At 37.2% G+C, this 9,802-nt stretch carries 10 protein-coding genes; 4 read left to right on the forward strand and 6 right to left on the reverse strand.

Features of this window, described 5'->3' with window-relative positions; all coding sequences use genetic code 11:
• Positions 1 to 4 precede the first annotated feature (4 nt).
• Positions 5 to 97, forward strand: a complete 93-nt coding sequence (locus tag NGR58_RS09300; RefSeq protein ID WP_407077141.1) for an IS3 family transposase — start codon at positions 5 to 7, stop codon at positions 95 to 97.
• Between the two features lie 204 nt (positions 98 to 301).
• Here the strand turns inward: NGR58_RS09300 and NGR58_RS09305 are convergent, their stop codons facing one another.
• Positions 302 to 1,291: a D-2-hydroxyacid dehydrogenase gene (locus NGR58_RS09305; protein ID WP_258089237.1), complete on the reverse strand. Its 990-nt coding sequence runs from the start codon at positions 1,289 to 1,291 to the stop codon at positions 302 to 304.
• 27 nt (positions 1,292 to 1,318) lie between these two features.
• Positions 1,319 to 2,500, reverse strand: a complete 1,182-nt coding sequence (locus NGR58_RS09310) for an aminotransferase class I/II-fold pyridoxal phosphate-dependent enzyme (RefSeq protein ID WP_258089238.1) — start codon at positions 2,498 to 2,500, stop codon at positions 1,319 to 1,321.
• A 429-nt stretch (positions 2,501 to 2,929) separates the two neighbouring features.
• Between NGR58_RS09310 and NGR58_RS09315 the strand changes: the two genes are divergently transcribed.
• Positions 2,930 to 3,526 (forward strand): sugar O-acetyltransferase, encoded by a 597-nt coding sequence (locus tag NGR58_RS09315; protein ID WP_258089239.1) that lies wholly within the window; start codon positions 2,930 to 2,932, stop codon positions 3,524 to 3,526.
• A 60-nt stretch (positions 3,527 to 3,586) separates the two neighbouring features.
• Here the strand turns inward: NGR58_RS09315 and NGR58_RS09320 are convergent, their stop codons facing one another.
• The 3 genes from NGR58_RS09320 to NGR58_RS09330 form a co-directional block, all read right to left on the reverse strand.
• Entirely contained in the window at positions 3,587 to 4,192 is a 606-nt protein-coding gene (locus tag NGR58_RS09320) for a sugar O-acetyltransferase (protein WP_258089240.1), read from the reverse strand.
• Positions 4,193 to 4,326: 134 nt separating this feature from the next.
• Complete coding sequence (locus NGR58_RS09325; protein ID WP_258089241.1) at positions 4,327 to 5,424, reverse strand: SLC13 family permease; 1,098 nt, start codon at positions 5,422 to 5,424, stop codon at positions 4,327 to 4,329.
• Between the two features lie 4 nt (positions 5,425 to 5,428).
• Complete coding sequence (locus tag NGR58_RS09330; protein WP_165845874.1) at positions 5,429 to 5,602, reverse strand: hypothetical protein; 174 nt, start codon at positions 5,600 to 5,602, stop codon at positions 5,429 to 5,431.
• Positions 5,603 to 6,041: 439 nt separating this feature from the next.
• Here NGR58_RS09330 and NGR58_RS09335 point away from each other — a divergent pair, with 439 nt between their 5' ends.
• Complete coding sequence (locus NGR58_RS09335) at positions 6,042 to 7,640, forward strand: APC family permease (protein ID WP_258089242.1); 1,599 nt, start codon at positions 6,042 to 6,044, stop codon at positions 7,638 to 7,640.
• A 57-nt stretch (positions 7,641 to 7,697) separates the two neighbouring features.
• Here NGR58_RS09335 and NGR58_RS09340 read toward each other — a convergent pair whose 3' ends face one another.
• Positions 7,698 to 8,279: a TetR/AcrR family transcriptional regulator gene (locus NGR58_RS09340; protein ID WP_258089243.1), complete on the reverse strand. Its 582-nt coding sequence runs from the start codon at positions 8,277 to 8,279 to the stop codon at positions 7,698 to 7,700.
• Positions 8,280 to 8,392: 113 nt separating this feature from the next.
• Between NGR58_RS09340 and NGR58_RS09345 the strand changes: the two genes are divergently transcribed.
• On the forward strand, positions 8,393 to 9,643 hold the full coding sequence (locus NGR58_RS09345; protein ID WP_258089244.1) for a YhgE/Pip domain-containing protein: 1,251 nt from the start codon (positions 8,393 to 8,395) through the stop codon (positions 9,641 to 9,643).
• The last annotated feature ends 159 nt before the right edge of the window (positions 9,644 to 9,802 follow it).

Genomic DNA, 9,802 nt, shown 5'->3' on the forward strand with positions numbered 1-9,802 from the left:
TTATATCTATTACTACAATAATAAACGGATTAAAACAAAACTGGCCGGAAAAACTCCGGTTCAATACCGAAATCTTTCCGACCAGTTAGTTGCTTAAACTTCTCTTCAATTTTTGGGGTTCAGTTCACTCAACCCTTTTGTGCTTATAATATAGTAATTATAAGCTTGTAAACTTTATAGTATAAACACGTTCTAAAAAACTGAATCCGGAATTTACGTCATTCCTATCCTACGCTTCGGAAAAAGCATCGAAAATCACCTTACACACCGGCTTTAAAACGATTTTATCTTGTTCTATTCTTTATCCAACTGTATGTTCACTAGTTTCACCAGTAATAATCGCTAACGTGTCATCCAGACTAATATCAACCATATTTTGTACGGCAATATTAGTATAGAAACCAACGTGTGGTGTAATAATCACATTATTGTATTCACGTAACGCAATCAAATCCTGATTTGGCAATGCTTGGCCTCGTAAATCGAAGTTAAAGAATGTCTCTTCGCCAACCATCGTATCTAACGCTGCCCCAGCTAATTGCTTTTCTTTCAAAGCAGCCAACAAAGCAGTGGTATCCACTACTGGTCCACGACATTCATTGACTAGGTATGCCGTTGGTTTCATTAATTCTAAGGCCTTCGCATTGATCAATCCCTTTGAGGTTTCGTTTAAATCAACATGTAAGCAAATAACATCAGCTTGTTGTAGCACCTCTTCAAAAGGCAAAAAAGTTAACACATCATCTAACTCATGGTTAGGTTTAATATCATAAGCAATGACCTTGGCATTCAAGGCATGAAAGAGACGTGCTGATGTCCCACCAATTCGACCAGCACCAATAATACCGATTGTTAATGAATGAATTTCACTTCCTTGTAATCCAGTCCAACGAAAATCTTGCTCTCGCACACGTTGATCAACTAATTCCTGTTTCCTAATTAAACGTAATGTATGTGTTAATGCTAGCTCCGCCACTGAGCGAGGTGAATAAGCCGGCACGTTACTGATAACTATGTCGTTCTCGGCAGCTGCTTGCAAATCGATCACATCATAACCTGCTGTTCGGGTGGTAATTTGCTTAATGCCCAATTCATGTAAACGTGGGTACACATCCGCTTCGATTTGACTCCGTTGCTGAATCACCAAACCATCATAACCTGCAACTTGATCAACCGTATCTGAGTGTAATTCCCATTCCGCAGTCGTTAAATCTACATCTGGATGACGGTCACCCCACTTTTCAATCGCTGACTGCTCATCTGGTCGAACACTCAATAACAAAACCTTCATTTTTAAATTCCCCGCTTCCATACTTTCTTAATCTGTTTGTGAAACTCGTTGATCAGCAACATATTGCCGTAATTGGTTCATCCCACGTGTAATTTCAGCCATACTTGTTGCATAACTTAAACGTAGGTAGTGATTGCCACCTGGTCCAAAATATGAACCAGGTACCGCAGCAACATGTCCATTTTTAGCCAAATCATAAGCAAACTTCACATCATCCTGCTCCAAATCAGGTGCAATTTTCGTGTAGATGTAAAATGCCCCACTAGGTTTGGCTGTTTGAAAGCCTAGTTCATTTAATGTATCTAAAATATAATCGCGTCTTTTCTGGTACTCCGCTTTCATCGGCAAGGCATCATCTTGACCATTTCCTAAGGCTTCAGCTGCTGCATCCTGGGCAACCGTTGCTGTACTGGTAATAGTGAATTGGTGAATTTTACTCAATTCATTGACCAAATTCTGTGGTGCACAAAGCAAACCAATGCGCCAACCCGTCATGGCATGTGATTTTGATACCCCAGAAATTAAAATTGTTTGTTCACGTAGCGATTTTGTTAATGAAGCATGTGGATGGTCATAATTTAATTCACTATATATCTCATCGCACAAGGCAAAAATTGGTTTGTCCCTTAGTACATCCCCCAAGGCATCCAATTCTGCTTGTGAATACGTCACACCAGTTGGATTACCTGGATAATTCAATACCACCATTTTTAACGATGGTCCTTCGCGGTCAATGGTCTGTGCCAATAATTCTGGTGTTAGCTTAAAACCTGATTCCGACGTATCCACCAAGACTGGCTGACCACCAGCCACTGTCACATCGGCTATGTACAACGGAAATGTCGGTGTTGGAATAATGACCTTATCTCCAGGATTAAGTACAGATACAATTGCTGTATAGATAGCTTCAGTGGCGCCTTCAGTAACAATAACTTCTTCTGACGTGTAATGTTGATCATACTTATCAGCTAAATAATCACTAACATTTTGGCGTAATTCTTGTGTCCCATTTGATGGTGCATAATGCGAGTGATTTTCTTGAATACTACGGATAGCGGCTTGTTGTACATGTTCTGGTGTATTAAAATCAGGTTCGCCCAGAGTGAAATTCACAATATTTGGAATTTCTGAAGCAAAATTGGCGAAAGCTAAAATATCTGAAGGTTTTACACCTGCTAACTGCGTATTTAAGTATTTTGTCATTTCCATAGCTAACTTACTCCCTTGATTGTTAAAAACTGGCAACATTATTTCTATGAAAAAAGACCCTCCCGATTGAGAACAATCCAGAGGGTCTATACCTATCTACTCTTCCCCTCACAGATTATTTTCAAACCTGCAGGGTCTTTTTTACTCAAGCCAAATAGCTTTCATTTCCCACAGGTACAAACATGTGTAACGTGCTTGCACCTGCTAATTACTAGATGTAAACACTACATAAAGAAACGAAAGTTATAGTTCCAATTATTTAATTGTGATACATTGCGTAATTTCATGAATATCAGCTCCCGGCTTTAATGATATTCTAACCATACTCTAATGTTGCCAAAAATGTCAACCTTATTTAAGCATAATTCCTAAATATCATGAACCCTGTGTTTTATGATATCTTGATAATAATGATTTTGGGAGGATAGCATGGACTTAGATGAAAAATTTGCCAATATGGCTACTGGTAAAACTTATAATGACTTAGACCCTATTTTAGTGTCAGCTAGAGACCACTCAACAGTATTAACCAATGAAATTAATGCTGAAAATGACAAAGAGCATAAGGAACAATTAATTCGAAATTTATTTGGCAGTGCTGGTGTTGAACCAGACTTAAAGCCTAATTTTCGTTGCGAATTTGGTCGCAACATTCATGTTGGTGACCATTTTTACGCTAACTATGATGCTGTAATTTTAGACGGCGCCAAGGTCACGATTGGTGATCGCGTTCTTTTTGGTCCAAAAGTTGGACTTTATACGAGTAACCATTCATTTGATGCACGTGAACGCGAAATTGGTGGCTGCATTGCCAAACCAATCACCATCGGTAATCGTTGCTGGTTGGCCGCTAATGTTACCGTTTTACCTGGTGTAACTATCGGAGACGATGTCATCATTGGTGCTGGTAGCGTCGTAACACATGATATTCCAAGTAATGTTATCGCCGTTGGTAATCCTTGTCATGTATTACGAGAAATCACATCAGCCGACAAAACCGGTTTTACCGGTCAAGATTTGATATAAAAAAACTGAGAAGTAGATACTGGCTCTAACCAGATTATCAATACTTCTCAGCTTTTTTATTTATACGTGGCGAATAATATGCGCAGGATTTCCTGCCACAACCGTATTACTTGGTATATCGTGGGTAACCACACTACCTGCCCCAACAACGACATTGTCACCAATCTCAACACCCGGCAAAACAATCACAGAACCACCAAACCAACAATCATCGCCGATTGTAATTGGCAAATCATATTGCCATCCTTCACGACGCATTTCTTTTTTGTTTGGATGATGGTTAGGCGTGTATAACTGCGTATTAGGACCTAAGAAACAATTTTTGCCAATTGTAATTTTACCAGCACTCAAAATAGTGAAATTTAAGTTGATAAATGTTCCTTCGTCAATAAACAAGTTATTGGGATACTCAATGTTAGTAATTGGGAAATAAACTTCCACGTCATCAGCCATATGAGGAACCAATACATGCAACTGTTTTAATGCCTCGTCAAAATCGTCCACTGCAATTTTATTCATCTTCTGAATTGCTTGCGTACTCGACTTAACAATTGCTTGTAATTGTGGTTCTTTACCATATTGGTACCAATCACCATCTGCCACCTTTTCAAAGATAGGCTTTTTCGCTAGGGTTTCAATATCTGGTTCATCTAATTTTTTAGGCATACTCTTCTCCGACTCACGATAAAAGCTAAAATCTCCACTTTATTATAAGGGTTTCACTAAGTATTTAATACCTTTTCTATTAAAAAAGGTTGGGATATTTATCCCAACCTCACTCGTAATCTATTTTCAATTAATTATAAACCAAATAAAACCAATAGTACGGCGGCCATCACGAAGTTTAACACCATGAACAATTTCAAAAATGTTGATGATGAATCTGGTTCAATTTGACGATATACACGAAAACCAATCAAATTGGCCATTGAGGCAATCATCGTTCCCAATCCACCAATATTTGTTCCTAAGAACAATTCATGCGCATGATCCGTAAATGTTGAAATCAAAATAGTTGAAGGCACATTAGAAATAACTTGACTTAGAGCGAAACTACCAAACAACACATGTGTTGGTGTATCGAATAGTGAACTAACCAGCGTTTGTACCATATGTATATTTGCCAAATTGTTTGTCGCAACAAAGAAAAACAGAAATGTTGTTAACAAACCATAATCAACCATTTTAAATATTTTATGATTATAAATAAAGAACACAATCAAGATAATTGGCACCACAACATTAAATGGTAACCAGCCAAAAATTGTTGCAATTAAAACAATTCCTGTAGCTATCAAGAAAACTAATTGGCGACTTTCAACGTGCTCAGCTGGCTTTAAATCAATTGCCAGTGGTTCCATTTTGATAAAACGCGTGATAATAATCATCAAAATCAGCGACACCACTGTCAACGATGCTGACCAAGTAAAGAATTCACCAACACTAACACCATAGTGACCAAATAAGTATAAGTTTTGTGACTTACCAAATGGAAACAAAATAGCTCCAGAATTAGCAGCCATGATAATCAAAGTTAATCCAATAACTTTTAATTGCGTCGACAAACTCGCCGCCAACCGTAAATAAATCGGCATTAACGTTAAAATAGCAATATCATTGGATAATAACATTGCACCAAAGAAAGACAATAAGGTCACACTGGTCATCAACGCTCGAGCATGATGGCTACGGCTAACTAACCAAACCGATACGGCATGTAAGACACCTGCATTTTCCAGCAAGCTAACCCAAATCATCATTGTCATTAAACTAAAAATGGTGTGCCAATTAACAGCACCCAAGTCTGGTACTACGAAAAAGGACGTAATAACTGCTAGTAACATACTAACAGTAAACATCACATCGCCTTTTAAGTACGTAAAAATACGATTAACCATGCACTTATTTCTCTTCCTCGATTGCTTTACCACGGGCATTCGTTAGTCGAATAATTTCATATGATTTTGCTGCCATTAAAGATGTGACTCCTGCCGATAATATCATTACCGGAATCAATAACACAGCAACCTTAGCAGTTGTCACTTCAGTTTTATCATGATGCTTTTTAAATATCATGCTTATCTCCTTAATTGAACCTCAAAATAATAAAGACGTAAGTATATTATCGAAAAAACCCATGAAATTCGCAACAAAAATTCTGTAACATAGCAATACTCAAAAGTTTAAATTTTACTTATTTTGAATTTAAAAACGGATAGGATTTACAGATATCTCGTACATAATTCGCAATAACACGAACGATATACACGTATAGATGATTTAGGTTAGCTTTTAGCCTGTAATAATCTTTACAATAAAATTACTATTTATCTATAATTTACAATAATTTGTTACAACAATCACTTGTTTGAAATACAAACGTTTTCAAAAGTAAATACATAAAAAAGTATGTATAAAGAATGTCAAAAATCTGTTTAAAAAGCTGAAAGCACCTTAAATTTGGTATTATTTGATAAGTTTGTTACAATAGTTGCAATTGTCAAAAGGAGGAGCTATGAAGTCCGACAAAACAAAAAAAATCGGCTTATTTCAACTTATCATGCTAACCTTAGGATCTCTAATTGGTTCGGGTTGGTTATTCGGTTCGTGGGAAGCCACTAGTGTAGCAGGACCCGCTGCCATTATTTCATGGGTGATTGGTGGCATTGTTATCGCCGCCATTGCCTACAATTACATTGAGCTGGGAGCTATGTTCCCAGAAGCCGGCGGTATGAGCCGCTACGCACAATATTCTCATGGACCTTTATTAGGCTTTATCGCATCTTGGTCCAATTGGGTATCATTGATTACTTTGATTCCGATTGAGGCTGTTGCCGCAGTGCAATATATGAGTTCATGGCCATGGGCATGGGCGAATTGGACCAAACAATTCTTTAGTAACGGTGAAATTACGACAACCGGCTTATTCTTAGTATTCGGTTTTATGCTCGTATTCACACTTATTAATTTTTGGTCAGTCACCTTACTAACGCGCTTTACAAACTTCATTTCAGTTTTCAAAATTGGTGTGCCGACAATTACTGTCATCATGTTGGCATTATCGAGTTTCCATCCTGGAAATTACGGTCACTCATTACATGAGTTTATGCCTTATGGCTCAGCACCCATCTTCTCAGCAACTGCTACGGCAGGTATTATCTTTTCATTTAATGCCTTCCAAACAGTCATTAATATGGGAAGTGAAATTAAAAATACCAAGAAGAATATCGGTCGTGGTATCTTCTTGTCATTACTAATCAGTGGTATTATCTATGTTCTCATTCAAAGTGCCTATATTATGGCAATTGATCCAGCAACAATTGCGCAACAGGGTTGGCATGGTATCAACTTTAATTCGCCATTTGCCGACTTAGCCATATTGCTAGGTATCCATTGGTTATCAGTTTTGCTTTATTTGGATGCTTTCATTTCTCCAGTTGGAACAGGAGTTTCATTCGCCGCTTCTACAGGGCGTGTCCTTTTCGCAATGGAAAGTAACAAGCATGTGCCAAAATACTTAGGAAAACTTAGCTCACGATTCTATATGCCTCGTGCTGCAATGTTAACGAACTTAGTTATCAGTATGATCATGGTTTCGGTATTCCGTTCATGGTCAACATTAGCAACTGTTATTTGTGCATCAACTTTGATCGCTTATCTAACAGGACCTGTTACTGCTGTCGCTTTCCGACATACTGCACCAAACTTTAAACGACCTGTTAAACTAAAGATGCTTTCATTTATGGCACCTGTTGCCTTTGTCCTCGCATCATTATCCATTTACTGGTCAATGTGGCCAACGACAATTGAGGTCATTATGGTAATCCTTCTTGGACTGCCCATTTACTTTTATTATGAATACAAAGCCAAAAATAGTGATACTTGGAAGGCTTTCAAATCAGCATTATGGTTGATCGTCTACCTTCTCTTTATTTCACTTATTTCATATGCCGGTAGTCATGAATTTAACGGTGCTGGTTGGATCAGTTATCCATGGGATTTCGTCGTCATCGCTTGTGTCTCATTAATTTTCTATTATTGGGGTGTTAAAAGTGCCAAAATTTTCCCCGATTACTATCAAGCCAAAAAATTAAACGATACTGTTAAAGAGTAAAAATATATAAGGACGGTACTGCAAGTTGAAGCTTACAGCACCGTCCTTATTTTTTATTTATACAATGCCAAACACACCCTGGGTTGCAATAATACGAATAACATTTTCAATATCTTGTTGCGTAAACTCATCTGGTTTACTACTCCATAAACTAATTAATCCAATAATTGCCGAACTAGTACTCATAGCAAATAATTCACGCTGTTTTTCAGACATCGTAGCTGTACTGTACTTATTAATAGTTGTTAGTCCCTCTTCTAACAAGAATTTTCTAAACTTAACAAAGAAATGATTATCACCTAAACGATTCAATAAAACATCCATCATTTCCAAATTATCGGCAATTGTCGTTAACAAAGGTGCAATAATATTAGGCTTTTCTCTGAGATCTTGTACGGACATCACTGAATGTAAAATATTCTCGCGACTCAAATAGATTTTATTCAGAACTTCCTCTTCACAATCTTCAATCAATGCATCTTTACTTTCAAAATAACGATAAAAAGTTCCACGATCAACATTCGCTTGCCTTGTAATATCAGACACTTTAATTTGTAAAGATGGCTTCTGTTTCAAAATATCCATAAATGCTTGAACAATATTAGCCTTTGTTTGCGTTGTTCTATCTGTCTGTTTCAAAATTTTACCCCTATTTGCAACAAAGCATTAGCATCTGTTGCATAGTTTTCTTTAGTCAAGCTTTATAATACAACATGTTGTTTTATAAATAAATAAGAGAAAGGTTAATTTCTATGTGGAAAGTTATTTCAAGTAAGATGTTCTGGCTTTACGCAGTCGCTGTATTTGCAGTTTTAGCAATTTTTTCATTCGCACAAATTGGCGCTCGTAATTCTGTGGAATTAAAACAATTACCAGTTGCTGTTGTTAATGCATCTGGTGATCAACAAAGTAAAAAAATCGTTAGCCAACTTAAGGACAAGTTTTCTGATTCAGATGCCCAACTTAAGTTGATCAACGTTAAAAAGGAATCTAGTCTAAAGCAAGGATTCACTGACAAGAAGTATTACGGAGCCCTTGTTATTGATAAAGACTTTGATAAGAGCTTAACTAGCCAACAAAATTATCTAAAGGGTCTTGTCATTCAATCAAAGACGAAGGATATGCCTGACCAAGCACTTGCTGCCAATGAGCAATTAAAAGCACAAGTCCAAGCTGCTAAGTCAATGACTCAAACATTGCCAAGTCAAGCTAAGATTCGTGTAATTGCTAACCAAGGAATGAACTCACAAGCTTCATCAGTTGTGACAACAGCATTACCAAAAATCAGCAATGCATTAAGTGATGGTATGTCACAAAAAATGCAAGGTGCCTTGAAGGAAAATAATGTGACGCTTTCAACTGCACAATGGCAAGTTATCAACGACCCAATCAAGGTCTCAACTCAAATCAAAAACAAACTTCCTAACAAGAGTGTCAGTGGTATGGCGCCAATGTTGCTCGTTGTTCTTTCATGGTTGAGTTCATTGATTGCTTCTATCTTGTTGTGGCGTGAACACAAGAAGCATGCTGAAAATGGTCGTTTCACCTTGAGCACGATTAACAGTCAAATGATTACTGGTATTGTGATGTCAGTTGTTGCCAGCTTAACGATTTACTTCTTTGCCCACACACTATTTGATGTGCCGGTACCAGACACTGGTAGTTTCTTACTACTATTGATGTTTAACATCTTTGTCTTCTACCTACTACAAACTTGCATCTTGAATTGGGCTGGATTCGCTGGATGGCCAATCTTGATTTTGATCATGCTCCTATCTATGGGTGTTGTTTCATATCCAAAGGAAATGTTATCACCATTCTTCTTGAACGGTATTTACAGTTGGACACCGCTAAGATTTGCAATTGATTTGTTCACAAACAATCTATACATTAGTGGATCTTCAGCAACTTCAGCAACTGACTATATCGTATTAATTTCAATTGGTGCTGTTGGTCTAGTATTGATTTACCTATCAAGTCTACTAAAGCGTAAAGAAAAATAATTTAATATTTTCATACTGTTACAGAAAAAGCGGAAGTGAACTGAACCCCGTAAGTTGGAGTAATTTCCAAAACTTACGGGGTTTTACTATGTTTTCAAAAGAAGTACAAATTGAAGCTGTCACAATGTATCTACAAGGTATTCCGCCTTATAAAATACG

The sequence above is a fragment of the Weissella fangxianensis genome, from assembly GCF_024718545.1.
Classification (GTDB): Bacteria; Bacillota; Bacilli; order Lactobacillales; family Lactobacillaceae; genus Weissella; species Weissella fangxianensis.